Here is a 25,031-nt window from a genome sequence, read left to right as displayed (position 1 = left end):
CCCCGGCACGAAAGCGGTTGCCTGACGATGTCACCATGGGTACATGGGGGAACCACTGCTGATCGCGCAGGCAATCGCCATCCCGTCCGGTGTCGCGGTGCTCGCGTACCTGGTGGTCGGACTCGTCATCGGCGTCGAGAGCATGGGCGTACCGCTGCCCGGTGAGACCACGCTGATCGCGGCCGCGCTGCTCGCCTCGCAGCAGCACCACCTGAAGATCGAGTTCGTCATCCTGGCCGCCGCGCTGGGCGCGATCATCGGCGACTCGATCGGGTACTTCATCGGCCGCAAGGCCGGCCGCCGGTTGTTCGAACGGCTCGGCAAACGGTTCCACCACTTCTCCGAGGACCGGATCGTCCGGGCCGAGAAGTATTTCCACAAGTACGGCGTCTGGACCGTGTTCTTCGGCCGGTTCGCCGCGCTGCTGCGGATCTTCGCCGGCCCGATGGCGGGCATGCTGCGGATGCACTACCCGAAGTTCCTGGCCGCGAACGCGGCGGGCGGGATCGCCTGGTCGGCCACGATCGGCATCGTCGCGTACAAGATCGGTGACAACGCGGACAAGATCTTCGGCCGGGTGTCGGTCGGCGCGCTGATCGCGGTCGCGGTCGTCGCGGTCGCGCTGTACGTCGTGCACAAGGTCCGCAAGCGCCGCCGCGAGGCCGCCGAGACCGCGGAAACGACGACCAGCCCGGCGACCACGGCCGCCGAGTCAGCGGACGTGTAGCGCGAGTCCCGGCGTGGTGGCGCCGTCCATCGGCCGGCCGAACATCATCGCGCCCGGCACCACGAACCGGTAGACGAAGTCCCCCGCCTGCCCGGCCTTGAACGCCAGCGCGGCCTGCCCCTGCCGCATCGGCAAGGCCTTCACGTTGGTCCAGGTCCGCGTCTGCCGGTTCCAGACCTGCAGCATCACGGTCGTACTCATGGCCGGCTTCACCGCGATCGCCACGGTCACCGTCGACCCGGCCTTCTTCGCCGTCTCACCCCCCGCGAAACCGGCGGACGCGACGCGTACGACCGTCCGCGTGTACCCCGGCTTGCTGGAGGACTCGCCCGTGATCATCCCGGGCTTCGTGTACACCGGCACGGTGATCTTGTACGGACGGCTGCCACCCGTCGGTACGCCGATGTCGTAGTACCCGCCGCTGGTCGTCACGCCCCGCGCCGCCGGAGTCCAGCGCGCGCCCGGGGTGACCTGGGTCAGCACCACGACGGGTACGCCGGCCGGCGTCGCGCGCTGCGTACCGCACTTCGCCTCCAGATCGCACCCGACCTGCTGCAGGATGACGCGGCCCTTGACCCGGATCGGCACGCTGAACTGCGCCAGCGGCGGCACCGCCCCGCTGATCGAGCTGGTCAGGCCGAGCACCTGCCCGCCCATCCGGGCACCCCATTCGTTCTGGGTACGCAACTGGAAGACGTACGGCGGCTTGATGCTCTTGATCAGTTGCTGGTTCGACGTCGTCGCCGGACCGATCGCCTTCAGCGTCTCACCTGGCCGGCCGATCATCGGCACGTACCGCTGGGTCTTCTTGCCGGTGACGTCCAGCGGATCGTTCGGGGTGAAATCCTGGGGCGCGACCGGCACCGACCAGTTGATCAGCACGCCCCGGCCTTGTGCCGCGACCGTCGCGGTGTTCGGCCGGACCGGGCCGTCGGTGTCGAACACCGGCGAGCGGGTCAGCTTGCTGGTCACGCCGCCCTGCGAGGTCCCGGTCGCCACCGCGACCTTGTAGTTGCCGTCCGGAGGGAACGCCGACGTCGGGATCTCCCAGCGATTCGGGTCCCCGGCCGGGATGTACTTCACGTACGAAGGGCTCTCGCTGAGTACGCCCTCGATGGTGATCCGGTTCGGCTGGCCGCCGTCCTTCCAGGTCACCACGACCGCGGGCCGCCCGTTCGGCGCCCAGGCGACCGCGACGTCGGACGGAGCGGGATCGGAGGAACAGGCGGTCAGCGAAGCACTCCCCGCCAGAACCACCAGTGCTACGGCGAGAAAGCGCCGCACTCCGACCACCTCGTCTCCGCTGCCTCACGTCCGGGTGAACCTTACCCAGTAGCGGGTACCCGAGCCCTATCACCGTTGCCGGATCGGTATCGCGGCTCTACCGTGAGAGCAGCCACAAAGGGGGGAACCAGGATGGCATTCATCGACACACCCGACGACCCGGAGTTCTTCGACCGGAACCGGGCGCCGGCCGGGCACGTACCCAATTACGTCCGTGTGTTCGCGGCCAGGCCGGCCGTGTACGAGGCGTGGAAGCAGCTGGGTAGCGCGATCAAGGAGTCCATGGACCTGCGCCGGTTCGAGCTCGCCACGTTCGCGGCGGCGACCGCGCTGAAGTCGAGCTACTGCAGTCTCGCGCATGGTCAGGTGCTGGCCGACAAGTTCTTCACTGCCGACGAAGTCACCGCCTTGGCCGGCGCGGGGCCGGCGGACCCGGTCGATCAGGCGGTGATGTCCTTCGCCCGCAAGGTAGCGCTCGGCGCCGACGCGGTCACGCAAACGGACATCGACGACCTGAAAGCTCTTGGCCTGTCGGACGACGACGTACTCGACATCGCCCTCACCGCGGCGGCCCGGGCGTTCTTCTCCAAAACGCTCGACGCCACCGGCACCCAACCGGACTCCACCTTCGGCGCTCTGCCGGAGAACCTCCGCACGGCCCTGACAGTCGGCCGCCCGATCAGTTCAGTTGCCTCAGGCACCTAAATTGCGGACGTACGCGTAGTACAGACCGTGCAAGGTCAGTAGCGGTTCGTTGTGGACCGGGGTGGTGAGCTGGCCGGCCAGGAGTGGGGCGAGGGCGCCGGTCAGTACGACGGTGGTGCCCGCGGGAAGTGATTGTTCTTGCCGGATGCGGGCCAGCAGTCCGTCGATCAGGGCCGCGAAGCCGTGGATCGCGCCGGACTGCAGGGCCTCCACGGTGTTCTTCGCGACCACGGAACGCGGCCGGACCAGCTCGACCCGGCGCAGTTGCGCGGCTGCCTGCCCGAGCGCGTCGGTCGCGGTTTCGATGCCTGGGGCAATCACTCCGCCGCTGAACGCACCGGCCGGGTTCACCAGATCGATGGTGATCGCGGTACCGACATCGACCACCAGGCAGGGCGCGCCGTACTTGTGTACCGCGGCCAGCGCGTTGGCGATCCGGTCCGTACCGACCTCGCGCGGATTGTCCACCAGGACCGGAAGACCGGTCTTCACTCCTGGTTCGACGACCACGCTCGGTACGTTCTGGTAGTACCGCCCGACGACATCACGAAGCTCGTGCAGGACGTGCGGTACGGCGGAGCACACGGCGATTCCGGACACCTGCAACTCGCCGGTCAGCAGGCCCTGTAAAAGCACAGCCCACTCGTCCGCCGTACGCCGCGGGTCCGTGCCGACCCACCAGTGCCGCTTGACCGTGCCCTCGAACACCAGGCCGACCAGCGTCCTGGTGTTCTCGACGGCAACGGCCAGCAACATCAGGCCTCCTGCAGGTCCAAAGCGATGTCGAGTACGGGCGCCGAGTGCGTCAGCGCGCCGACGGCCAGGAAGTCCACGCCGGTTTCGGCGACGGCGCGGGCCGTGTCCAGGGTCAGCCCGCCGGAGGCCTCGAGCCGAGCGCGGCCGGCCACCTTCTCGACCGCCTCGCGCAGCAGCGGAACCGCCATGTTGTCCAGCAAGATCAGCTCCGCGCCGGACTCGACCGCGATCAGCGCGTCCTCGACCGAGTCGACCTCGACCTCGATCGAGAGGTCCGGGTACGCCTTGCGGACCAGCCGGAACGCCTCGGCGACCCCACCGGCCGCGATCACGTGGTTGTCCTTGATCAGCGCGGCATCGGACAGCGCCATCCGGTGGTTCTTCCCGCCACCACAGCGGACCGCGTACTTCTCCAGCGACCGGAGCAGCGGCATCGTCTTCCGGGTGTCGCGAATGACCGCGCCGGTGCCCTCGATTGTGTCCACCCAGCGCCGGGTCAGCGTCGCGACACCGGACAGGTGGCAGAGCAGGTTCAGCGTGGTGCGCTCGGCGGTGAGCAGTTGCCGGGTCTTGCCCCGGACCGTCATCAGCACGTCACCCGCGTGTACGGACGCGCCGTCGCGCACGCTGTACTCGATCTCCAGCACGTCCGGGGCGGCGACCTGACGAAGCACCAGCTCGGCGATCTCCAGCCCGGCGACGACACCATCGCCCCGGGCCACCAGCTCGGCGACGGACACCTGATCCGGGTCGACGGTGGCTGTGGTGGTCACGTCCACCCCACCGGCCAGATCCTCTTCGATGGTTGCCCGCACGAGGTCCGCGACCCACTGCCGGTCGACTGTCTCATCCATGCCGGTCATTCTCCTCAGAAACACGTGGGACAAACGTCGCCTGGGGCACAGCTCGGTCACGTACCGCGGGCAACGTGAGGTCCAGACTGCCCGACCAGTTCCGGTCGTCGCGATCCGGGTGGTCCTCGCGCCAGTGCGCGCCGCGGCTCTCCTCGCGGACGGTCGCGGCCGCGATCAGGGCCGCGGACACTGTGACCAGGTTGGTGGCCTCCCAGCCGGGCGTACCTGGCTCGTCGTACGGCAGCTCCATCAGCTTCGCGATCGTCGCGCCCGCCTCGGCCAGGCCGGCCGCGCTCCGGATCACACCGGCGCCGACAGTCATCGCACGCTGCAGCTCAGGCACCACATCCGCATCGACGAGCCCGGGCGTACGCGTGTCCTCGACCGGATCACGCTGTTCGGGCAGCCCGGTGGCGAGATGCGCCGCGATCCGGCGGGCGAACACCAGGCCTTCGAGCAACGAGTTCGACGCGAGCCGGTTGGCGCCGTGTACGCCGGTGCAGGCGACTTCGCCGCAGGCGTACAACCCGGGCACCGACGTCTCGCCGTTCAGGTCGGTCCGGACGCCACCGGACGAGTAGTGACAGGCGGGGGCGACCGGGATCAGTTCGCGCACCGGGTCGATACCGTGCGATCGGCAGGACGCGAGGATGGTCGGGAACCGGACCCGCCATTTCTCGTCGCCGAAGTGCCGGGCATCCAAGTAGACATGATCCTTGCCGGTAGCAAGCATCTGCCGCATGATCGCCTTCGCCACGATGTCCCGCGGCGCCAGGTCGGCGAGCTCGTGCTGACCGAGCATGAACCGCTTGCCGGTGTGATCGACGAGGAACGCGCCTTCGCCCCGCACCGCCTCGGACACCAACGGCTGCTGGCCTTTCGCGCTCTTGCCCAGCCACAGTACGGTCGGGTGGAACTGCACGAACTCCAGGTCACGGACCTTCGCACCGGCACGCAACGCGAGCGCCATCCCGTCACCGGTGGACACGCTCGGGTTGGTCGTTGCCGCGTACAACTGTCCGAGCCCGCCGGAGGCGAGGATGACGACCCGGGCCCGGATCGCGCCGACGCCGTCCAGCTGGCCTTCACCCATCACGTGCAGCGTGACGCCGGCGATCGCGCCGTCGGCGGCGGTCAGCAGATCGAGTACGAGCGCATGCTCGATGATGCGGATGTCCTTGGCGCGTTTGACCGCGGCGACCAGCGCCCGCTCGATCTCCGCGCCGGTCGCGTCACCGCCCGCGTGGGCGATCCGGTTCCGGTGGTGACCGCCCTCGCGGCCGAGCGAGATCTCACCGTCGGCCAGGGTGTCGAAGCGCGCGCCCAGGTCGATCAGGTCGTGCACCGCCTCCGGTCCCTCGGTGACGAGCACTCGCACGGCTTCCGGGTCGCTCAGCCCGGCGCCGGCGACCAGGGTGTCCTGCAGATGCTCCTCCGGCGAGTCCTCCGGGTCGAGCGCGGCGGCGATCCCGCCCTGCGCCCACTGCGTGGACCCGGAGGCGACGACGTCCTTCGTCACCACCAGCACGGACCCCAGCTCACGGGCCTTCAAAGCAGCGGTCAGCCCGGCCACGCCGGAACCGATCACCACTACGTCGACACTGTCGGTCCACCCGGGTTCGGGAGCGGCCAGCCGTTGCGGGACTGCGGGCACGGTCATTCGGTGACCGTATCAACGGAATTCATCTGAGGGTGATGGAAATGTTGTCAATGAGACGAGTCAGACCAACCCGCGCGGCGATCAGCATTCTCGCTTCGCCGGGGCCGATCACCGGGCCGAGATCGGGGGCGCGCAGGGCCAGGTAGTCGATCTTCACGGACGGTACCGCTTCGAGTTCGGCCTGTGCGGCGGCCACCACCGCGTCCGGGCCGTTCATCCCGGCCTTCGCTCCGGCGCTAAGCGCCCGGTAGAGCACCAGCGCCTCGTCACGCTCGGTCTCGCTCAAATAGCGGTTGCGTGACGACAACGCCAGCCCGTCCGGCTCGCGTACGGTCTGCACCGGGATCACGTCCAGATCCATGTCCAGGTCGCACACCATCTCGCGGATCAGCGTCAGCTGCTGGTAGTCCTTCTCACCGAAGAGCGCGATGTCCGGAGCGGTCAAGTGCAGCAGCTTCGAGACCACGGTGAGTACGCCGGAGAAATGCCCCGGCCGGAACACACCTTCGAGTTCGTCCGCGAGTGGCCCCGGATGCACGGTGACCGACGGCTCGTTCGGGTACAGCTCGTCGCGGGACGGGTTGAAGACCAGGTCGACGCCCTCGCTCTTGGCGATCGCCAGGTCGCTGGCCAGCGTGCGCGGGTACCGGTCGAAGTCCTCCGACGGCCCGAACTGCAACGGGTTCACGAAGATCGTCAGGACCACGCTGCCCTCGGGTCCGACCCGTTCGCGCGCCTCGGCCAGCAGCGCCGCGTGGCCTTCGTGCAGCGCGCCCATCGTCATCACCACCGCGCGTGGCCGGATCGCGGTCGCTGCTCGCAGCTCGGCCTTGGTCTGGGTGAGTCTCATCGCGGTGCCTCCCCTGTCTGCGCTGTCCGGTGCCCGTCGAGTAGTTCGGTGAACCGGCCGGCTGTCGCCGCGTCCAGCCGGCCGTCCGCCGCCGCCAGCTCCACGGTCGCGCGGGCCAGCTCGACGTAGGTCCTACCTGTGTGATCCGGCAGTACTGCGAGGTGTGCCGCGACGGTGTCGAGGTCGCCCCGGGCAATCGGCCCGGTGAGCGCATGATGACCGGCCCGCAGCGTGTTGTCGAGGGTTGCGGTCAGCAGCGGGCGCAGTGTGGCGACCGGATCAGCCACCCCAGCCGCTCGCAGTACACCGATCGCTTGGGTGACTAGCGTGGTCAGGTGGTTCGCCCCGTGCACCAGACCGGCGTGGTAGCGCGCACGCTGCTCGTCAGACACCCACTGCACCTGTCCACCCAGCGCCTTCACCAGCCGTTCCACGACCTCCTGAGCCGCCTCTGGCGCGGTAGCCGTGAACATGACCCCGTCCAGCCGCACAGGCCCACCGGGAAAGGTCATCGACGGATGCAGGGCTACCGGCGTCGCACTCAGCCCCGCCAGCGGCTCCAGCCCGTGCGCACCAGACAGGTGTACGACGTACTGCCCACTGCGCAACGGCAGCGCCTGCGCCACCTGGCGGATCAGGTCATCCGGTACGGCGACCAGCACCACGTCGGCCCGCTGCGTGACCTCAGCAGGCGGCAGCACCGGTACGCCAGGTAGTAGGCGGGCGGCGCGTTCCAGAGACGCGTCCGACCGTGCGGTGACACCGACCAGGGGATGTCCGGCTGCCGCCAAGGCTGCTCCCACGGCGGACCCGGCCCGGCCGGCTCCGATCAAGCCGATCCGTTCCATCACTCAACTCTCTTCTCGTTCCAGTCCCGCGGCGGGGTACCAGACGATCTATCTGCCAGCGTAGGCGATGAGAAGATGCTGCGGTGACTGATGCGTGGGCAGCACGGACCGGATTGACGGCGATTCTGATCACAGTGCCCGAACTGGCGGCGTACACGGACCGCTGGCGTTCGGTGTCACGGTCCTCAGCCCGGCCACAGGTCCCACTGACCGAGCTGATCCCGCCGCACGTCACTGTGCTGGTCCCCTGGGTCGCCGAGCCCACCGAGGCGGACATCGCCCGGCTGCGTGCCGCTGTGTCGACCATCGAGCCCTTCGAGCTCAGCTTCCCGACCGCGGGCCAGTTCCCGAACGGCACCGTCTGGCTGAAGCCGGAGCCCTTCGACACGGTCCGCTCACTCCTGCTGAACGTGTTCGCGGCTTTCCCGGAGTGCCCGCCGTACGGCGGTGAGTTCCCGGACGCGCGGCCACACCTGACCATCTCATCGTCCAAACAGGGCGGTCCGGCCGTACTGGCCGAAGCCACTGCCGCGCTGGCCGCCACACCGGCCCCGACAATGCGCCTGACCGAGCTGGGACTGTGGCGCGAGGATGCTGACGGAACGTGGCAGCAGCTCGGCACCGTGCCACTCGGCTCCAGATGACGACCTACCGGGACGCGTGGCAGGAGGCTCTGTACGGCCCTGACGGCTTCTACCGTCACCAGCGGCCCGCAGCGCACTTCCGGACCTCTGTGCACGCCTCCAGCCTCTTCGGACGGGCCATTGCCCGGTTGGCCACGCAACTGGAGCTCACGCAGGTTGTGGACATCGGAGCGGGCTCAGGTGAGCTGGGCAAGGTGCTGCGCGCCGAGGGGCTCGCTGTACGAGACATCGAGCTGGACGACCAGCTGCCTGACCGCTTGACCGGACTGGTGATCGCGAACGAGTGGCTCGACAACGTCCCGTGCGAGCTTGCCGAGTGGGACGAGGACGGCGTACCGCACTACCTGCTCCCTGACCTGACACCAGGTGCGGTTGTAGCCGGCAACGACCTGGACTGGCTACAGCAGTGGTGGCCGGGTGAACCAGGTGATCGTGCCGAGGTCGGGCGAGCCAGAGACGAGGCCTGGCAGGACGTGGTCCGGCGACTCGACCCAGGCGCAGTAGCGATCGCTATCGACTACGGCCATCTGAAAGCGACCCGGCCGCCCTTCGGCAGCCTGACCGGCTTCCGCTCCGGCCAGGAGTGCGCACCGGAGCCGGACGGCAGCTGCGACATCACCGCACACGTAGCACTCGACTCACTCGCAGCAGCCGTTGACGGCCAGCTGGTGTCACAACGAGACGCCCTCACCCAGTTGGGCTTGTCCGGCCGCCGGCCGCCGCTGGAGCTCGCCCAGACCGAGCCGATGCGCTATCTGGCCGAGCTGTCATCCGCGGGCGAAGCAGGTGAGCTGCTGGACCCGTCCGGACTCGGTGGGTTCGGCTGGGTCTGGACAGCCACCGGAGCCGACGCCGTACGCCGGGCTTCCCGCGCCCTGTCCGCCTGAGCATCCACCAGTACCGCGGCCTCGGCCTGGTCCCGATGGAACGCGATGACGTTCGTCGGACCGAGCGGCGTATCCGCATGCACGTTGGCAAGTCCCAGCCGCCGCTGGATCGGTCCCTGCGCCATCCGTACGGACTGCGTCTTGTGGTGCAGCACGATCGAGGTCTGCCGGCTCACCCAGCCTTTGGTGGCCACCATCACCTGCTCATCGACGCCGTACGCCAGGTAGCGCCAGCCGATCGGTCGCAGCCACTTGGCTCGTTCCGGTGCGCGATGCATCTCGATCCGGGCGAGATCAAAGCCGGGTAGGACACGGCTCAGTACGTACGCCACCTCGGTCCGCTCGCCCACTGGCAGCAGCTGTGCGCCGTCGAAGTCGTCCTCGCCGTCTTCCTTCTTGCCGGCTACACCGGCGATGTCCAGCTCGACCCGTGACCAGCCGATCAGCCGCCAGATCAGCGGCTCGGTGATCAGCAGCCCTTGTACGCGGCCCGGCGGGATCGTCTGCCGCTGTACGTCCAGCAGACCGCGCTTTGTCCGCAGACCATGGCTGGACTCGGACAGCGTGAAGCCGTGGTTGCCGACGACCTGCTTCCAGATCGGGTGCACGACACCGAGCAGCAGGGGCAGACCGGCGACCAGACCGACGTGGAAGTTCAGCACCATGGTCGCGACGATCAGCCAGATCAGGGCACCGGCACTACCGACCACAGTGGACGACAGCAGCGTCGCACCGAGCAACCGGTTCGTCGGTACGGTCAGGAGTGGTGGCGCCTCGGCTTCGGCCTGCTGCTCCAGCTCTTGTTGCGCAGCACCCTGTTCACCCTTCGCCCGTACCAGCAGGGTGGTCCGTAGCTGTACGGCCTCCTCGTACCGGAAGTAGCTCAGCTTGCCGTCGCTCTTGCCACCGCCGGCTACGTCCATCCGCAGCTCAGCCATGCCGAACAGCCGCGCGACGAACGGCTGCGCCACGTCGATCGCCTGAATGCGGTCGAACCGGATGATCCGCGTCCGCCGGAACAGGAACCCGCTGTCCACCCGGATCGCCTCGCCGGTCAGCTGCCACTTGGTGAACCACCAGGACAGAGCACCGAGCAGGATGCCTCCGACGAGTACGGCGGCCAGGCCGATGCCCGCGATGGTCAGGTTCCTGCGCAGCCCTTCGTTGTTGACCAGGGCGACCGCCGCGACAACGAAGTACCCCCAGCCCTTCACGAACGGGGTCAGTGGGTGCAGCCGCTGACCGACTACCTCTGCCGCCGGTTGCTCGGTCACAGGCCCCACGCCTGCGCCTGGCCAAGAGCGGACAACCGGTCCCGCAGGCGGCTCGCCTCATCCGGATGCAGCCCCGGGATCTTCGCGTCGGTCGCCGGCGTCGCGGTGTGCAGTTCGACCGTGGCCATCCCGTACGCCCGCTCCAGCGGCCCGGCGGTCACGTCGACGAACTGCATCCGCCCGTACGGCACGACGACCAGCTCGCGGAACATGATCCCGTGGCTGACCAGCAGCTCGTCCTCGCGCTCCGCGTACTTCCAGGACCGCTGGTTGCGGCCGATCAGCACCCAGGACCAGGCGAGCAGCAGGGCAATCACGACCACCGCGAGCAGGCCGTACAGCCAGCCGACCGTCAGACCGAGCGCCACCAGCGCCACGATCGCCACCAGTCCGGCCATGATCCCCGCATTCAGCCGGCGCAGCGTGGCCAGCTTGGGTGACACCGGCGTCCAACTGACATCCGAGGGTGCGAAAAGGTCATCCACGCCCCCAGCCTGTCACGATAGAGGGCATGAGCACCGAAAGAGTGGTTGGAGTCGGGGCCGGAGCTGCCGGATTCGACCCCGCGTACGAGCGTGGTGGGGCCGGATCGGACCTGCCGACCACCGACATGGTGCTCAACATCGGGCCGCAACACCCGGCCACCCACGGCGTACTGCGGCTGCGGCTGACCCTCGACGGGGAGCGGATCGTCGGCTGCGAACCGATCATCGGCTACATGCACCGCGGTGCCGAGAAGCTGTTCGAGGTCCGCGATTACCGGCAGATCATCGTGCTGGCGAACCGGCACGACTGGCTGTCCGCCTTCGCGAACGAGCTCGGCGTCGTCATCGCGGTGGAGCGAATGATGGGCCTCGAGGTACCAGAACGCGCGGTCTGGCTGCGTACGCTGCTGGCCGAGCTGAACCGAGTGCTCAACCACCTGATGTTCCTCGGCTCGTACCCGCTGGAGCTCGGCGCGATCACGCCGGTGTTCTACGCATTCCGGGAGCGCGAGACGATCCAGGCGGTGATGGAGGAACTGTCCGGCGGCCGGATGCACTACATGTTCAACCGGGTCGGCGGCCTCAAGGAGGACCTGCCGTACGGCTGGCTCGGCCGCGCCGCCGCCGCCTCCGCCGCGGTCCGCGGCCGGCTGCCCGACATCGAGGAGATCATCCTCGGCAACGAGATCTTCCGAGCCCGGACGGTCGGCGTCGGCAAACTCGCACCCGAGCTGGTCGCCCAGTACGGCGTCTCCGGCCCGATCGCCCGTGCCTCCGGCGTGGACGCGGACCTGCGCCGCGACGAGCCCTACCTGGCGTACGGGGAGCTGACGGATGTACTCCGCGTCGTCACCCGCCCCGAAGGCGACTGCTACGCGCGGTTCGCAGTGCTGCTCGAGCAGGTGAAGGTGTCCCTCGATCTGATCGACGCCTGTCTGGACAAGCTGTCCACGCTGCCGGCCGGACCGGTGAACGTCCGGCTGCCGAAGATCCTCAAGGTCCCGGAAGGCCAGACGTACGCCTGGACCGAGAGCCCGCTGGGGATCAACGGCTACTACCTGGTCTCCCGCGGCGACAAGACCCCGTGGCGGCTGAAGCTGCGCTCGGCCAGCTTCAACAACATCTCCGCGCTGCCGGCGCTGCTGCCCGGCACGATGATCCCGGACATGATCGCGATCCTCGGCAGCATGTTCTTCGTCGTGGGCGACATCGACAAGTAGAGGCAAGTCGAGCCAAGCAGGTCAGCCAAGTAGGTCAGCCGAGTAGGTCAGCCGAGTAGCTCCTGGAGTGGTTCGCGGATGCCCTCGGCGACCGCGAACACGCCGCGGGACTCCGGCGCGTGCTCGGTGCCGTCGAGGTCCAGTACGGTCACGCCGGCTTCACGGCAGATCGCCACGCCGGCCATCGTGTCCCACGGCTTGTTCGAGAACAGGATCATCGCGTCGAAGTACCCGTGCGCGGTCCAGGTCAGCGCGGTCGCGGCCGTACCGATCATCCGGAGCCGCTGCACCCGCGGGTAGAGCCGCTCGGTGAGCGCGACCCGTTCCGCGTTCACCTGCTCGGCGTTCGGGCCGACCGCGTAGTCGCCGATCGACACCAGCGCGTCGGACAGGTCGGTGCACTCGCTGCCCCGGATCGGCCGCCCGTTACAGGTGGCTCCGAGACCTTCGGCGGCAGCGTACGTCGTACCCAGCGCGGGGTGGTCGATCACGCCCGCGACCGCCCGGCCTTCGTGGATCAGCCCGAGCGAGATGGCCCACAGCGGTACGCCGTGGATGAAGTTCACCGTGCCGTCCACCGGGTCGAGCACCCAGCGCGTCCCGTCGGTGGCGCCGCCTTTCTCTTCGCCGAGCACCCCGATCTCCGGCGTCTCGCGCTCCAGGAACGCCCGCACCTCACGCTCAACCGCAAAGTCCACCTCGGACGCCATATCCCGGTCGCCCTTCAAGGTCAGCTCCCCCGGCGCCCGCGACCGAGCCACCGCCCGCCCACGCTCAACCGCCGCCCCCGCAACCTTCACCAACTCACCAAGCTCCACCCCCCGAACCTACCCGACCCCCACCCCCTCAGCGGCCAGCCCCACACCCGACGGGTTCGCCCCCCAAAACCCCGCGGCCCAACCCACCCTCTCAAGGGCCAACCCACCCTCTCAGGGGTCAGCCCCGCAGTTGATGGGTTCGGCCCCAAGAATCTCGGGGGCCAACCCAACGGCTCAGGGGCTGGCCCCTCAGACGTCGCGGGCGCGGCGCGGGCGCTGGGCGGGCGCTGGGCGGGCGCGGGTGCTGGGCGTGGCGCGGGCGGGTGGGCGTGGCGCGGGCGCTCGGCGCGGGCGTGGCGCTCGGCGCGGGTGTGGGCGCGGGCGTGGCGCTTGGCGCGGGTGTGGGCGCGGGCGTGGCGCTCGGCGCGGGTGTGGGGGTGGGTTAGGAGGCGGCTAGGCCGCGGAGTTTGAGGTCTACGACGGTTGGTGCCTCGGCTTGGGAGTGTTTGTCGCCGGCCGCGACCACGGTCGCGACCTCCTCGTCGATCTTGTCCAGGCGCTGGTCGATCTTGTCCAGCCGGCGCTGCATCAGGTCGACGAACTCGGCGTTCTCGACGACCCGGGCGCTGGTGATCCGCGAGTACTCCTGTGCGACCTGCGCGCGTTCGTCGGAGTGTTTCAGCCGCTCCACCAGCAGCTGGTGCCGGAACAGCACCGAGGCAGCGATCGCGACCAGGACAGCACCCCCGGCGGCCGCCCGGAGAATCCAGGCGTTCTGTGAGAACAGGGCGACGCTCACGCCCAGACAGACAACGATCACCAGACCGTTGGCGACGGTGAGAACTGTGGTCCTGGTTCGACGGCGGCTACCCCTTGACCCCATGGGTCGTCATGTTAAGGGGTTTCGTCCGGGTCCTTGGGAATGCGACACGCACGTTCGAGCAACAATCCGGCCGTGACGACCAGCACAGAGATCACCGCCGCGGCACCGGCCATGATCACACGGTTACGAGGCCCCGAGGAGCCCACTGCCTGCAGGAAGGATAACGCGAACCCTGCGTAAACACCGGTGCACAACGCGCCGACGAAAGCGCTTGCCTTGCCGATCATCAGCAGGAACACGGCCCGGGCCGGTTCGACCCGTTCGTGCCGGATCTGAATCCGCTGATGGGTGTTCCGGGCCGCCGCGAACAGCAGCGCGGCCAGGAACGCCCAGGCGACCAGCGTCAGCCAGGACACCGCCGGCGCGACTCCGCCGCCGGACTCGATCGCCTTCACCAGCGTGACGCCGACCGCGACGCCGAGGACGGCGATCGCGATCAGCAGCCGGCGCGACGTCGGCCGCACCGAACCCGGGTGCGGCGGCTCCTGCTTGTCCCCGGGCGCCCGGCCGGGCTCGGTGTCGCCCGGTGTCACTACTGCAGCTCGATGTCGAGCTTGGTCACGCCCTCGGTGCCGACCTTCGCGAGCAGTTCGGCGACCGGGCCGTGCCCGGGCAGCACCGCGTCCCGCTCGATGTCCAGCCACGGCGCCAGCACGAACGCCCGCTCGTGCGCCCGCGGGTGCGGAATGGTCAGCTCCTCGGACTCGATCGTCTTCTGCCCGTAGGTGATCAGGTCCACGTCCAGGGTCCGCGGCGCACCCGGTACGCCCCGCTCCCGGCCGAACGCCTGCTCGACCGCGTGCGCGCGCTCCAGCAGCAGGTCGACCGCCAGCGTGCTGTCGGCGAGCAGGACGATGTTCAGGTACGGGCCGGATTCCTCCGGTCCGCCGACGGGCTGGGTCTCGTACACCGGCGAGACCTCGACCACCACGACGTCCGGGGTGTCCCGGAGCGCGTCGACCGCGCCCTGCAGGTTCGCCTCACGGTCGCCGAGATTGCTGCCGAGCGACAGGATCACCTGGCGGATCGGCTTCAGGCCGCCGCTCAGGGTGTCCGCGTCGATGACGTGGGGACTAGGGGTCTCAGTCACGAGGATTCTCCGGCTCTGCGCTGCACGGTCAGGACAACGTCGTCGAACGGCACCGTGATCGGTGCCGAGGGTTTGTGGATGGTCACGGCCGTCGCTGTCACCCGGTCGTCGGCGAGACAGAGATCGGCGATCCGCTGGGCGAGGGTCTCGATCAGGTCCACCGGATCGGTCTCGATCGCCTGGTGCACCCGCTCGGCCACCACCCCGTAGTTCACGGTGTCGGCCAGGTCGTCGGAGGCGGCGGCGGGCCGGGTGTCCAGCTCGAGCCGGACGTCCACGACGAACTCCTGCCCGTCGGCCCGCTCGTGGTCGAAGACCCCATGACGCCCGAAACCACGGATCCCACGGATCTCGATCACATCAGGCGGATTCGCAGTAGTGGGACCGCTCATTCCGCCTCCTCCTGTCGGCCCCCAGACGACAGTACCGGTGAGGCATGGTGAATCCACAACCGCCAGCCGGAGGAAGTTTTCCGGAAAACGTTCGTGGCCAGCGCCTTGCCACCGGCGAAACCTTCCTCCGGGGCGCCTTCACCGGAGGACAGGACATTCTCCGTACACGTGACGTATGCCACGTCTTCATCCACCCGTACCTGCACGTCGGTGAGGAAGAACTGGATGTACGGGGTGTTCGCGAAGATCATCGCCCAGGCGCGCATCATCTCCGCGTACCCGGAGATCGCCGCGTTGCCGGGATGAATGCAGACCGGATCGGGTTCCGGTAGCCAGACCGCCGCCATCAGATCCAGGTCGCCGGCCTCGAACGCGTTGTAGAACGCGGTGTTGGCGGCCAGCACGACGTCGTCCACCCGGGCGCCGGACGCGCCCGTACCGCCCGCGCCGGGACGCGGAGCGCCGGTGGGTCCGTCGGTCATACAGTTCCCCATCTCTTCGCTACTCGGACGGCGTCCGCGCTCGGTGCCACCGCGTGCGCCCGGACACACCAGGCTCCCGCGGCGGCGGCCAGGGCGGTGACGGCCGCGCTCGCATCGTCTCTTCGTACCGCCGGTCTGGGTGCACCGGTCTGCTCGTCGGCGAGCAGCCTACCGAGGAACGCCTTCCGGGACGCAGCAATCAGCAACGGCCGCTCCAGTACCGCGAATTCCCGGATCCGGCGAAGAATTTCCCAGTTGTGACCCGCGTCCTTCGCGAACCCGAGCCCCGGGTCGATCGCGACCCGGCTCAGGTCGATCCCGGCCTGCTTCAGCGCTTCGAGCCGTTCGCCCAGCTCGGCGATCACCTCGGCGACCACATCGCCGTACTCGGCCCGGTTCTGCATGTCGATCGAGTGCCCGCGCCAATGCATGCACAGGTACGGCGCCTTCCGCTCGGCGACCAGCGGCAGCATGTCCGGGTCGGCCTGGCCGCCGGACACGTCGTTGATCATGGTGGCGCCGGCGTCCAGCATCAGCTCCGCGACGTGCGCCCGCATCGTGTCCACCGAGATGATCGCGCCCTCGGCCGCGAGCGCCTCGATCACCGGCAGCACCCGGCGGATCTCCTCGTCCGGAGCGGGCCGTTCGGCGCCCGGCCGGGTCGACTCGCCGCCGACGTCCAGCAGGTCGGCACCCTCGGCCAGCAACTCGCGGCCGTGTTCGATCGCCGCCTCCGGCTCGAACCACTTGCCGCCGTCCGAGAACGAGTCCGGAGTCACGTTGACCACGCCCATGACGAGACACCGGTCCACGACCGGCAGTCCCTGCACGTGACCCCACGACCCAGTTCTCACCCACACACCGTAGTAGCCCGCACCCCCACCCCGACAGGCAGCCGCCGATTTGACGGCCGGCTGGTCAACCAGGTGCTCGCAGTGGTACTGCAGGAGGTGCTGGCCGCGGTCAGTTGGCGAGGATCAGGCGGGATTCGGTGGCGCTCAGCACCTCACCGATCGGCTGGGCGTACGACTCGTTGGTCTGACCCGACTTTTCCAGGCACTGCCCATTGATCAGCGCCGCGCCGCTGGTGATGCCCTGCGCGTAGTTGCCGGTCATGTTCGCGCCGCCGGAGTCACCGGACTCGACGCAGGCGGTGTGCTGGAACAGCCCGCGGACGACGCGGTTGTTGCCGTAGTTGACGGTCACGTTCCGGGCCACGATCCGGCCGCAGGTCCAGCCGGTGCTCTTCCCGGACTTGCACACCGTCGAGCCGACGGTCGCGTCCGCGATCCCCTTCACCGCGACGTTGCCGTTGCCCCAGCCCTCGACGTACCCCTGCTGGTTCCAGCCCTCGATCACGCCGACCGAACCGAAGTCGTGGCCGGGGAAGGTGGAGGTGTACGTGTTCCCGAGGACGTAGCCGTTCCGGGAGAACGACGGCTTGCCGGACGTGCAGTGGCCGGCCGTCAGGAAGATCCGGTTGCCCTTGCGGGTCCGGGCGTTGAAGCCGAGCGAGCACACGTAGCCGGTGTTCTTGTCGACCTGGAGGCCGCCGCGCAGCCCGAAGTCGTCGGCGGTGGTCCGGATCGTGCCGGCCACCCGGCGGACCGTCACCCGGTCGCCGTTCGCCTCGGCCCGGCGCAGGAACCGGTTGGTGATCGGGTCGTGCGCGTTCTTCGGCACCGAGACGACGACGGTCCCGGTGATCGGGTCGACGTACCAGGACCGGACCTTGCCGGCGCTCGACGTACTGGCCAGCTGGTTCAGCTCGCCCTGGACGGCGTTCAGCTGCTGGGCGGTGAACTTGACCAGTCGCGGCACCGCGCCGATCTGCCGGACCAGCGCGGCCGCCGACAGGTTCGAGACCGCGACGATCAGCTCACCGGCCTCGTCGTAGTAGCTGCCGACGACACCCGAGTCGGAGCCGAGCTCGGACTCCAGGGTCTCCGCGAGCAGCGGGTTGGTGACCGTGCCGGCCGGCTTGGTGGCCGGCTTGGTGGCCGACTGCGGGTCCGGCTGGTCCGGTGTCCCGGCGGTGGCCCAGTTCGCCGCGACCAGGCCGGCGGTCGTCAGGACGACGACTCCGGCTAGTGCGGCGCCGACCCGGATACGCCCCGACATCCTGTCCTCCTCACACCGGCCCTTGGTCCCCGTTGGCCAAGTGCCACTACGGAAAGTAAACGTTCAGCAACAGAATGTCCAGAGGGCTGGTCTCTCAAACGTCAACGATCACACTGCCCGCCGAGCTACGGCTCAGCCGACGATCAGGCTCATCGCCTCCGCGCGGGTGACCGGGTTCCGGAGCTGGCCGCGGACCGCCGAAGTGATCGTCTTCGCGCCCGGTTTCCGGACACCGCGCATCGTCATGCACAGGTGCTCGCACTCGATCACCACGATCACGCCGCGCGGCTGCAGCAGCTCCACCAGCGACTCGGCGACCTGGGTGGTCAGCCGCTCCTGGACCTGCGGCCGCTTCGCGTACACGTCGACCAGCCGGGCCAGCTTCGACAGCCCGGTCACCCGGCCGTCCCGGCTCGGGATGTAGCCGACGTGCGCGACCCCGGTGAACGGCACCAGGTGGTGCTCGCACAGGCTCCAGACCTCGATGTCCTTCACCAGCACCATCTCGTCGTGCTCGATGGCGAACGTGGTCGTCAGCACGTCCTCGGCGGCCTGGCCGAGCCCGGCGGTCATCTCCGCGTACGAGCGCGCCACCCGGGCCGGGGTGTCCTGGAGCCCTTCGCGGTCCGGGTCCTCGCCGATCGCGATCAGCAGCTCACGGACGGCCCGTTCGGCCCGCCCGTGGTCGAACTTCGGTGATGTCATCCCAGACCTCCTGACGGCAGACTTCGCACGGTACCGGGCCGGACAACGAAAACACCGCAAACGAACGAAAACGCCGCCACCCGGACCGGGTGGCGGCGTTCACTGGTCTGACCGCAGGTTACTGCTTGCTGGGCGGCGGGGTCGGGCCGCTGCCGTAGTCCGGCGGCCGGATCGCCTCGTCCGGGCCGACCGATCCACCCGGCAGCACGTCGGTGAGCGAACCGTTCTGCTCGCCGCGGGTCGGCACCGGCATCACCGGCGGCTGGTCGGACGGAATCCGGGTCGACGACCCGGTCCAGGCCGGCCGGCGGTCACGCTTGACGATCGGCCCGAAGACGCGGGCGATCTCGTGCTTGTCCAGCGTCTCCTTCTCCAGCAGCTCCTCGACCAGGTGGTCCAGCACGGCCCGGTTCTCGACCAGGATGTCGAAGGCCTCCTGGTGCGCGTTCAGGATCAGCTTGCCGACCTCCTCGTCGACCGCGGCGGCGATCTCCTCGGAGTAGTTCCGCTGGCTGCCGAAGTCACGGCCCAGGAACGGCTCGCTGCTGTCCTGGCCGAACTTGATCGCGCCCAGCCGCTCGGTCATGCCGTACTGGGTGACCATTGCCCGGGCGAGCGCGGACGCCTTCTCGATGTCGTTGCTGGCACCGGTGGTCGGGTCGTGGAAGACCATCTCCTCGGCCGCGCGGCCACCGAGCATGTACGCCAGCTTGTCCAGCATCTCCGACCGGGTGGTGGAGTACTTGTCCTCGTCCGGCATCACCATCGTGTAGCCGAGCGCCCGGCCGCGGGGCAGGATCGTCACCTTCTGCACCGGGTCGGAGTGCGGCAGCGCGGCCGCGACCAGGGCGTGGCCGCCCTCGTGGTACGCGGTCAGCACCTTCTCCTTGTCGGACATCAGCCGGGTCCGCCGCTGCGGTCCGGCGATCACCCGGTCGATGGCTTCGTCCAGCGCGCGGTTGTCGATCAGCTGCGCGTTCGAGCGGGCGGTCAGCAGGGCCGCCTCGTTCAGTACGTTCGCCAGGTCCGCACCGGTCATGCCGGGGGTGCGGCGAGCGACCGCGGTCAGGTCCACGTCCTGCGCCATCGGCTTGCCGCGGGCGTGCACCTTCAGGATCTGGGCCCGGCCCGGCAGGTCGGGCGCGTCGACGGCGATCTGGCGGTCGAACCGGCCCGGGCGCAGCAGCGCCGGGTCCAGCACGTCCGGCCGGTTGGTGGCCGCGATCAGGATCACGCCGCCGCGGACGTCGAAGCCGTCCATCTCGACCAGCAGCTGGTTCAGGGTCTGCTCGCGCTCGTCGTGACCACCACCGAGGCCGGCGCCACGGTGCCGGCCGACGGCGTCGATCTCGTCGATGAACACGATCGCCGGGGCGTTCGCCTTGGCCTGCTCGAACAGGTCCCGGACCCGGGAGGCACCGACACCGACGAACATCTCGACGAAGTCCGAGCCGGAGATCGAGTAGAACGGCACGCCGGCCTCGCCGGCGACCGCGCGGGCCAGCAGGGTCTTACCGGTACCGGGCTGGCCGTAGAGCAGCACGCCCTTCGGGATCTTCGCCCCGACCGCCTGGAACTTGCCCGGCTCCTGCAGGAACTCCTTGATCTCGCCGAGCTCCTCGATCGCCTCGTCACACCCGGCAACGTCCGCGAACGTCGTCTTCGGGGTGTCCTTGGTGATCAGCTTGGCCTTGGACTTGGCGAAGCTCATCACCCGCGATCCGCCGCCCTGCATCGAGTTCATCAGGAAGATGAACACCACCGCGATCAGCAGGAACGGGATCAGCGTCGAGAACACCTGGCCGATGAAGCTCGGCTTCGGGTTCTCCACGTTGTAGGTCTCGACCTTGCCGTTCTGGTAGAGGGTCTGCAGGTCGTTCCCGAGTGTGTCGGCCTGGCCGTCCACCCAGTTCGCCTTGATCTTCGAGCCGTCGGTCTTCTCGACCCGGATCTCCTGGTCGGGGTCGATCAGCGTCACCGACTTGATCGTCTTGTCGCTCGACGACTTCGCCTGCTGGATCAGCTGCACGACCTGACCGGTCGGCTCGGACTTGTACCCGGTCGTGCCGGTCAGGAGCTGCCCGATCACCAGGACGCCAAGGAAGGCGACGACGATCCAGAACAGGGGTCCGCGGAAGATGCGCTTCACGTCCATGATCGAGGCCTAGGCCCCGTCCCTCCTAGCTCGGCAGGCCCGGGTATGCGGGCTTGTGACGGTAACACCAGTCCAAGTGTCTCGTGCCGGGCAAGCCTGCCGACCACGAGGGTCACCGAACGACGGTACGTGCCTGTTGTACAGGCTGTCACCAAGTCTGCCCCGGCGCGCCGGTCAGGAGTAGACGTGCGGCGCGAGCGTGGCCACGCAGCGCAGGTTCCGGTACCGCTCGGCGTAGTCCAGCCCGTAGCCGACGACGAACTCGTCCGGCAGGTCGAATCCGACGTACCGGACCGGGACCTCCATCTTCGCCGCCGCGTCCGGCTTCCGGAACGCGGTGCAGATCTCGACCGAGGCCGGGCCGCGGGACTGCAGGTTGCTGACCAGCCAGGTCAGCGTCAGCCCGGTGTCGATGATGTCCTCGACGATCAGCACGTGCCGGCCGCTGATGTCGGTGTCCAGGTCCTTCAGGATCCGGACCACGCCCGAGGACTTGGTCCCGGAGCCGTACGAGGAGACCGCCATCCAGTCCATCTCGACGTGCCGGGTGAGCGACCGGGCCAGGTCGGCCATCACCATCACGGCGCCCTTGAGAACACCGACGATGAGGAGGTCCTTGCCCTCGTAGTCCTGCTCGATCCGGCCGGCCAGTTCCCGGAGCTTCGCCAGGATCTGTTCCTCGGTGTAATGGATCGTGCTCAGGTCCTTCTCGATGTCCGCAGCATCCACGCGGCTCAGCCTGTCACATCAGGGCCCAATGCGATGAATCCACCCTTGCGGACGGCCCGGACGCCCTGTGGTAAGTCGATCCAGCGCTGACCGCGCCAGTCGGTCACCAGCGCGTCGACGGCCGCCACATGGCCCGCGGTGAGGTCCGTGGCGCGGCAGCCGGCTTCCAGCGCGGCCTGGCGCAGGACCCGGGTACGGACTGCTGTGGGTTCGCCCGCGAGTACGCCCAGGTCGCCGCGTACTTCGCCCTCGGCCCGGCTCAGTGCGGTCTCGGCGACGTCAGCAGCGAGCTGGTCGAGCGCATCAGCATCCGCGCGGAGCAGTCCGGCCGTACGCGCGAGTGCTTCGACCACACCGGGCCCTAGGGCCTCCTCCAGGATCGGCAGGACCTCATGGCGTACGCGGACCCTCGTGTACTGCGGATCGTCGTTGTGCGGATCGTGCCACGGGCGCAGACCGGATGCGATGCAAGCGGCGGCTGTGGTGGCGCGTGGCACGTCCAGTAGCGGGCGCCGGAGCAGTCCGACCGCCGGGGCCATCCCGGCGAGGGAACGGGCGCCGGAACCGCGTCCCAGGCCGAGGAGGACGGTTTCGGCCTGGTCGTCGCGGGTGTGGGCCAGTAGTACGACATCAGCGGACAGTTCGTCGGCCGCGTCGCGCAGCGCGTCGTACCGGGCTGTGCGGGCCGCACCCTCCGGGCCGCCTTCGGTACCGACGGTGACTGCCCTGACCTGGACCGGGTCCAGCCCGAGCGTTCTGCACTGCTCGGCGGCTGTCTCGGCGATGTGGGCGGAGTCGGCCTGCAGGCCGTGGTCGACGATGACCGCACCGGCGCGTAGACCGAGCTTTGGCGCCTCGAAGGCAGTGGCGGCAGCCAGCGCGAGCGAGTCGGTGCCGCCGGAGCAGGCGACGAGCACTGTGGTGCCTTGTGGGAGGCCGGCGAGGGCGGAGCGGACAGCCTCCCGGGTACGCGCGACGGCGGGGTGCAGCCGTCCCCGGCGGTGCTCGACCAGCTCCTCAACCCGTCTGTCCGCTGGTTCACCGGCTGACGAGCCCGCGGGCTCAGCCGTGGAGTCGGGTGACCCAGGCATCCGGATTCGCGATCTCGTTCTTGGTGGGCAGCGTGTTCGGACCGGTCCAGACCCGGTTGAAGCCCTCCATGCCGACCCGGTCCACCACGCGGCGTACGAAAGCCGCACCGTCCTTGTACTGCTTCAGCTTCGCGTCCAGCCCGAGCAGCCGCTTCAGCAACTGATCCACCGGGTTGCCGCTCGTCCGCCGCGAGGAGAACTTGGACCGGATCTTGTCGACGGTCGGAATGACAGCCGGACCGACTCCGTCCATCACGAAGTCCGCATGTCCTTCCAGCAGGGACATGACCGCGGTCAGCCGATCCAGTACCGCACGCTGCTCCGGCGACTGCATCAGGTCGACCAGACTGAGCTCCGCCTCACCGCGGATGGACTGTCCGAGCCGCTGCGCCGCCTCGCGGAACATGGCCGCGTACGCCGATGCGTCCAGCTCGGCCTGGTCCAGGAACAGGGCGATCTCCGACCGGAGGTGGTCCCGCAGCCAGGGGACCGCGGTGAACTGCACGCGGTGCGTCTCCTCGTGCAGACACACCCACAACCGGAAGTCCCTGGGTACGACGTCCAGCTCGGACTCCACGTGCATCACGTTCGGCGCGACCAGCAACAGCCGACCGGTCAGCCCGGGCCGGTCCGGATCGGGCTGCGCCGGGTAGAACGGGTCGAACTGCCCTAGTACACGGGAGGACAGGAACGCCAGCAGCGCACCGGCCTCGATACCGGTCACCCGGGAGCCCACCGCGGATGACAGACCGGCGGTCCGGTCTGCCTTCTCGCGCAGCTTGTCGGCCAGCGGCTGCAGGACGGTCCGGAAGCCGTCCGCGTTGGCCTGCACCCAGCCGGGCCGGTCCACGATCACCACCGGTGCTGTGGCCGACGTGGCCTGCAGACCGGTGAACTCACGTACGTGGCCCTCGGACTCGGCCGCGAACTGCCGCAGCTCGGCGACCACCTGGTCCGCCTGCGCGCGGCTGACCGCGGGACCCGGGCGCAACAGCCTCCGCGCCACACCGGTCGCCAGCTGCCAGTCGACCATCTCGGTCGTGGTCTCGCCTTCCGCCGTACTCATATAACGACCCTAGTGCTATGTACCAACATGCGCCGCCGGATGAGGTGGTTCAGGTGAGGTGGTTCAGCAGCCGCAGGCGGCGAGTAGAGCGGTCGTCCGGTCCAGTGCGGCGCGCGCATCGAGCGTCTTCGGCACCGGAACGCTGTCACTGGCGACCGCGAAGACCAGGAGCGTGCCCGACGCGTCCCGCGCGTACCCGGCGAGGCTGTGGACCCCGGTGAGCGTTCCGGTCTTCGCCCGGACCAGTCCGAGCCCCGGACCGGTACCGACAGTGGTGAAGCGCTCCCGGAGGCTCCCGTTGAACCCAGCCACTGGCAGCCCGGTCAGCAGGTGCCGCAGCTCCGGGTGGTCCTTAGACACGGCTACGCGCACCGCACCGGCCAGTACATCCAGTGGCACCTTGTTGGCCCGGGTCAGACCGCTGCCGTCGTAGATGGTCGCCTTGGAGACATCCAGCCCCAGTTTGGTCAGCGTGGCGCGTACGCCCTTCACCCCACCGGCGTACGAGCCGCCGTTGCCGGTCGCGATGCCGACGTGCCGCAGCAGCGTCTCCGCACCGTCGTTGTCGCTGTGCAGGTTGATGTACTCGACGATCTGCCCGAGCGTCGGCGACTTCACCTGTGCAATCGGAGCAGCAGCAGCAGCCGGTGCGACCGCCGGCTTCGGCGCAGTCACCTTGATGCCGTACGGCACCAGCGCCTTCTGGAACGCCACCGCCGCGGCCTGAGCCGGCGCCGGCGACCGCTTCGCCATCCCGGGCGCGATGCGGCCTTCATTCACCCACAAAGCCGACGTGGGCGCGGCAATACCTTCCGGTACGTAGTTGGCCTCCCAGCGCGTATTGACGGCCGGACCGGTGAACAGCGACGCGTCGTACCCGAGTGAGACCGACGTGACACCCTGCGCCTTCAGCGCCTTCGCCGTACTCGCGGCCAGCGTCTGGAGCGTCGCCCTGGCCGGGAAACCATCACCGGCGGACGGCCTGGCTACCAGCAGCGGGTCACCGCCACCGACGAGGACGATCGACCCCTTGCCGGCGCTGACCACCTTGGTCGCGAACGTGTGGTCCGGCCCGAGCGTCTCCAGCGCCGACACAGTGGTCAGCAGCTTCAGCGTGGACGCCGGCGTGTACGGCGTACCGGTACCGACCGAGAACAGCGGCTTGTTCCGCGAGGCGTCGTACACGTACACACCGTGGTGCGGACCGAGCGACGGGTCCTTCAGTACGCCGGCCAGCGCCTTTGCGACACCCGCTGCCGTCGGAGCGACACCCTCTGTGGTCGCCGGAGCCAGCACTGCCGGAGCCTGCTGAGCCACCGCATCCCGCACTGATCCGGGCGCGGCACCGGCTGTACTCACCTGGCT

Annotated in this window: 26 protein-coding genes and 1 pseudogene; 5 read left to right on the top strand and 22 right to left on the bottom strand. The window is 69.0% G+C overall.

All coding sequences use genetic code 11. The annotated features are described in order from the left end of the window. The first annotated feature begins 43 nt into the window (after positions 1 to 43). Entirely contained in the window at positions 44 to 727 is a 684-nt protein-coding gene (locus ABD260_RS02445; protein ID WP_344231627.1) for a DedA family protein, read from the top strand. Here the strand turns inward: ABD260_RS02445 and ABD260_RS02440 are convergent. Next, complete coding sequence (locus tag ABD260_RS02440; RefSeq protein WP_344231626.1) at positions 713 to 2,011, bottom strand: hypothetical protein; 1,299 nt, start codon at positions 2,009 to 2,011, stop codon at positions 713 to 715. The genes ABD260_RS02445 and ABD260_RS02440 overlap by 15 nt on opposite strands. A 132-nt stretch (positions 2,012 to 2,143) precedes the next feature. On the opposite strand from ABD260_RS02440, the gene ABD260_RS02435 reads away from it, so the two are divergent. Then, positions 2,144 to 2,716 carry a carboxymuconolactone decarboxylase family protein gene (locus ABD260_RS02435; protein ID WP_344231625.1) on the top strand — a complete coding sequence of 191 codons (573 nt, stop codon included), beginning with the start codon at positions 2,144 to 2,146 and terminating at the stop codon, positions 2,714 to 2,716. On the opposite strand, the gene ABD260_RS02430 is transcribed toward ABD260_RS02435, so the two are convergent. The 5 genes from ABD260_RS02430 to ABD260_RS02410 are packed head-to-tail and all read right to left on the bottom strand — an operon-like array spanning position 2,705 to position 7,684. After that, complete coding sequence (locus ABD260_RS02430; RefSeq protein ID WP_344231624.1) at positions 2,705 to 3,472, bottom strand: type III pantothenate kinase; 768 nt, start codon at positions 3,470 to 3,472, stop codon at positions 2,705 to 2,707. The two genes, ABD260_RS02435 and ABD260_RS02430, sit on opposite strands and share 12 nt — an antisense overlap. After that, the gene (nadC, locus tag ABD260_RS02425; protein WP_344231623.1) at positions 3,472 to 4,326 is read right to left on the bottom strand and encodes a carboxylating nicotinate-nucleotide diphosphorylase; all 855 of its coding nucleotides are present in this window, start codon (positions 4,324 to 4,326) and stop codon (positions 3,472 to 3,474) included. Before nadC ends, ABD260_RS02430 begins: the two co-directional genes overlap by 1 nt. Then, a complete protein-coding gene (locus ABD260_RS02420; RefSeq protein WP_344231622.1) occupies positions 4,319 to 5,986 on the bottom strand; it encodes an L-aspartate oxidase in 1,668 nt (555 codons plus the stop codon). The genes nadC and ABD260_RS02420 overlap by 8 nt, the downstream gene beginning before the upstream one ends. Positions 5,987 to 6,008: 22 nt before the next feature. Next, entirely contained in the window at positions 6,009 to 6,836 is an 828-nt protein-coding gene (gene panC / locus ABD260_RS02415; RefSeq protein ID WP_344231621.1) for a pantoate--beta-alanine ligase, read from the bottom strand. Next, a complete protein-coding gene (locus tag ABD260_RS02410; RefSeq protein ID WP_344231620.1) occupies positions 6,833 to 7,684 on the bottom strand; it encodes a Rossmann-like and DUF2520 domain-containing protein in 852 nt (283 codons plus the stop codon). The genes panC and ABD260_RS02410 overlap by 4 nt, the downstream gene beginning before the upstream one ends. An 83-nt stretch (positions 7,685 to 7,767) precedes the next feature. On the opposite strand from ABD260_RS02410, the gene ABD260_RS02405 reads away from it, so the two are divergent. Both ABD260_RS02405 and ABD260_RS02400 read left to right on the top strand, forming a co-directional pair. Beyond that, on the top strand, positions 7,768 to 8,328 hold the full coding sequence (locus tag ABD260_RS02405; RefSeq protein ID WP_344231619.1) for a 2'-5' RNA ligase family protein: 561 nt from the start codon (positions 7,768 to 7,770) through the stop codon (positions 8,326 to 8,328). Beyond that, positions 8,325 to 8,975 (top strand): annotated as a pseudogene (locus tag ABD260_RS02400) (SAM-dependent methyltransferase); the annotation flags it as partial. The gene ABD260_RS02405 and the pseudogene ABD260_RS02400, both read left to right, overlap by 4 nt. 104 nt (positions 8,976 to 9,079) lie before the next feature. On the opposite strand, the gene ABD260_RS02395 reads toward ABD260_RS02400, so the two are convergent. Beyond that, the gene (locus tag ABD260_RS02395) at positions 9,080 to 10,489 is read right to left on the bottom strand and encodes a PH domain-containing protein (RefSeq protein WP_344231618.1); all 1,410 of its coding nucleotides are present in this window, start codon (positions 10,487 to 10,489) and stop codon (positions 9,080 to 9,082) included. Further along, positions 10,486 to 10,974, bottom strand: coding sequence for a PH domain-containing protein (locus ABD260_RS02390; protein WP_344231617.1), 489 nt, complete (start codon positions 10,972 to 10,974; stop codon positions 10,486 to 10,488). The genes ABD260_RS02395 and ABD260_RS02390 overlap by 4 nt, the downstream gene beginning before the upstream one ends. A 26-nt stretch (positions 10,975 to 11,000) precedes the next feature. Here ABD260_RS02390 and ABD260_RS02385 point away from each other — a divergent pair, with 26 nt between their 5' ends. Next, complete coding sequence (locus ABD260_RS02385; RefSeq protein ID WP_344231616.1) at positions 11,001 to 12,194, top strand: NADH-quinone oxidoreductase subunit D; 1,194 nt, start codon at positions 11,001 to 11,003, stop codon at positions 12,192 to 12,194. Between the two features lie 47 nt (positions 12,195 to 12,241). Here the strand turns inward: ABD260_RS02385 and ABD260_RS02380 are convergent, their stop codons facing one another. From ABD260_RS02380 to dacB, 14 genes are all read right to left on the bottom strand, one after another. Next, the gene (locus ABD260_RS02380) at positions 12,242 to 13,012 is read right to left on the bottom strand and encodes an inositol monophosphatase family protein (RefSeq protein ID WP_344231615.1); all 771 of its coding nucleotides are present in this window, start codon (positions 13,010 to 13,012) and stop codon (positions 12,242 to 12,244) included. 382 nt (positions 13,013 to 13,394) lie between these two features. After that, a complete protein-coding gene (locus ABD260_RS02375; RefSeq protein ID WP_344231614.1) occupies positions 13,395 to 13,835 on the bottom strand; it encodes a hypothetical protein in 441 nt (146 codons plus the stop codon). 11 nt (positions 13,836 to 13,846) lie between these two features. Beyond that, entirely contained in the window at positions 13,847 to 14,368 is a 522-nt protein-coding gene (locus ABD260_RS02370) for a DUF3180 domain-containing protein (RefSeq protein WP_344231613.1), read from the bottom strand. Then, on the bottom strand, positions 14,368 to 14,925 hold the full coding sequence (gene folK / locus ABD260_RS02365) for a 2-amino-4-hydroxy-6-hydroxymethyldihydropteridine diphosphokinase (protein WP_184839914.1): 558 nt from the start codon (positions 14,923 to 14,925) through the stop codon (positions 14,368 to 14,370). The genes ABD260_RS02370 and folK overlap by 1 nt, the downstream gene beginning before the upstream one ends. Beyond that, complete coding sequence (gene folB, locus ABD260_RS02360; protein WP_344231612.1) at positions 14,922 to 15,317, bottom strand: dihydroneopterin aldolase; 396 nt, start codon at positions 15,315 to 15,317, stop codon at positions 14,922 to 14,924. Before folB ends, folK begins: the two co-directional genes overlap by 4 nt. After that, positions 15,314 to 15,799 (bottom strand): nuclear transport factor 2 family protein, encoded by a 486-nt coding sequence (locus tag ABD260_RS02355; protein WP_344231611.1) that lies wholly within the window; start codon positions 15,797 to 15,799, stop codon positions 15,314 to 15,316. The genes folB and ABD260_RS02355 overlap by 4 nt, the downstream gene beginning before the upstream one ends. Then, complete coding sequence (gene folP, locus ABD260_RS02350; RefSeq protein WP_344231695.1) at positions 15,796 to 16,593, bottom strand: dihydropteroate synthase; 798 nt, start codon at positions 16,591 to 16,593, stop codon at positions 15,796 to 15,798. Before folP ends, ABD260_RS02355 begins: the two co-directional genes overlap by 4 nt. Before the next feature lie 169 nt (positions 16,594 to 16,762). Next, positions 16,763 to 17,920 (bottom strand): S1 family peptidase, encoded by a 1,158-nt coding sequence (locus tag ABD260_RS02345; RefSeq protein ID WP_344231610.1) that lies wholly within the window; start codon positions 17,918 to 17,920, stop codon positions 16,763 to 16,765. A 132-nt stretch (positions 17,921 to 18,052) separates the two neighbouring features. Next, the gene (folE, locus tag ABD260_RS02340) at positions 18,053 to 18,625 is read right to left on the bottom strand and encodes a GTP cyclohydrolase I FolE (RefSeq protein ID WP_344231609.1); all 573 of its coding nucleotides are present in this window, start codon (positions 18,623 to 18,625) and stop codon (positions 18,053 to 18,055) included. 118 nt (positions 18,626 to 18,743) lie between these two features. Beyond that, on the bottom strand, positions 18,744 to 20,780 hold the full coding sequence (ftsH, locus tag ABD260_RS02335; protein ID WP_344231608.1) for an ATP-dependent zinc metalloprotease FtsH: 2,037 nt from the start codon (positions 20,778 to 20,780) through the stop codon (positions 18,744 to 18,746). Between the two features lie 174 nt (positions 20,781 to 20,954). Beyond that, positions 20,955 to 21,509 carry a hypoxanthine phosphoribosyltransferase gene (hpt, locus tag ABD260_RS02330; RefSeq protein ID WP_184839903.1) on the bottom strand — a complete coding sequence of 185 codons (555 nt, stop codon included), beginning with the start codon at positions 21,507 to 21,509 and terminating at the stop codon, positions 20,955 to 20,957. Positions 21,510 to 21,514: 5 nt separating this feature from the next. Next, the gene (gene tilS, locus ABD260_RS02325; RefSeq protein WP_344231607.1) at positions 21,515 to 22,600 is read right to left on the bottom strand and encodes a tRNA lysidine(34) synthetase TilS; all 1,086 of its coding nucleotides are present in this window, start codon (positions 22,598 to 22,600) and stop codon (positions 21,515 to 21,517) included. After that, positions 22,572 to 23,666 (bottom strand): zinc-dependent metalloprotease, encoded by a 1,095-nt coding sequence (locus tag ABD260_RS02320; protein WP_344231606.1) that lies wholly within the window; start codon positions 23,664 to 23,666, stop codon positions 22,572 to 22,574. The genes tilS and ABD260_RS02320 overlap by 29 nt, the downstream gene beginning before the upstream one ends. Before the next feature lie 63 nt (positions 23,667 to 23,729). Continuing rightward, positions 23,730 to 25,025, bottom strand: coding sequence for a D-alanyl-D-alanine carboxypeptidase/D-alanyl-D-alanine endopeptidase (gene dacB / locus ABD260_RS02315; RefSeq protein WP_344231605.1), 1,296 nt, complete (start codon positions 25,023 to 25,025; stop codon positions 23,730 to 23,732). Positions 25,026 to 25,031 lie beyond the last annotated feature (6 nt).

Origin of the sequence: Kribbella hippodromi (genome assembly GCF_039531045.1) — a bacterium.
GTDB lineage: Bacteria > Actinomycetota > Actinomycetes > Propionibacteriales > Kribbellaceae > Kribbella > Kribbella hippodromi.
The sequence above is the reverse complement of the archived record's forward strand: the minus strand, read 5'-3'. Positions and strand labels throughout refer to the sequence as shown.